Annotated in this window: 2 protein-coding genes; one reads left to right on the top strand and one right to left on the bottom strand. The window is 36.3% G+C overall.

Features of this window, described 5'->3' with window-relative positions; genetic code table 11:
* Window positions 1–160: CPXCG motif-containing cysteine-rich protein (locus I6E61_RS14065; RefSeq protein WP_197135312.1), on the top strand; the 160-nt coding region annotated here is incomplete at its 5' end.
* A 50-nt stretch (window positions 161–210) separates the two neighbouring features.
* On the opposite strand, the gene I6E61_RS14325 is transcribed toward I6E61_RS14065, so the two are convergent.
* On the bottom strand, window positions 211–521 hold a 311-nt coding region (locus I6E61_RS14325; RefSeq protein WP_197135311.1), incomplete at its 5' end, for a hypothetical protein.

Below are 521 nucleotides of genomic sequence, written 5' to 3'. Positions count from 1 at the left end.
TTATTGTGGAGAAAGTATAGAAGTATTACTTGATGCAGCAGATATTGATGAGCAATACATAGAAGACTGCCAAGTATGCTGTAAGCCTATTTCGTTTGTAGTATTTGAAGATGAGGACGAGTTAAACGTTAATGTTTACAGTGAAGACGATGCATTTTAATTAGATATTAGGCTGCAAAATTGCAGCCTTTTTATTGTGTATGTGTTTGGTTAGCTATTTTGCTCACGCGCTAATTGGTTAGGAAGAAGTTCTTCTACTATTTCGCGTGCTGGAAGTGTATAGCGTGTGCCGTCAAACATTACTGAGGTAAACTCGTTAATATTAGTAATGCCTGTTAAGGTCCAGCCTTCGCCGCGCTTTGGGCAATATACTGTGGTAGTGGGTTGTATTACTTTAAAATCGTCACTCATTACGTTATCCACTCTTTTTGCTTTAAAGATAATGCTTGTTAATAGGGTATGGTAAGTTAATAATGCGTGCCCATAAAGAGCTAATTTAAATAACCACTTAAATAAAATGT

The organism is Psychrobacter sp. NZS113 (assembly GCF_015864825.1).
GTDB lineage: Bacteria > Pseudomonadota > Gammaproteobacteria > Pseudomonadales > Moraxellaceae > Psychrobacter.
Note: the sequence above shows the minus strand (reverse complement) of the source record. Positions and strands in the feature narration are given on the sequence as shown.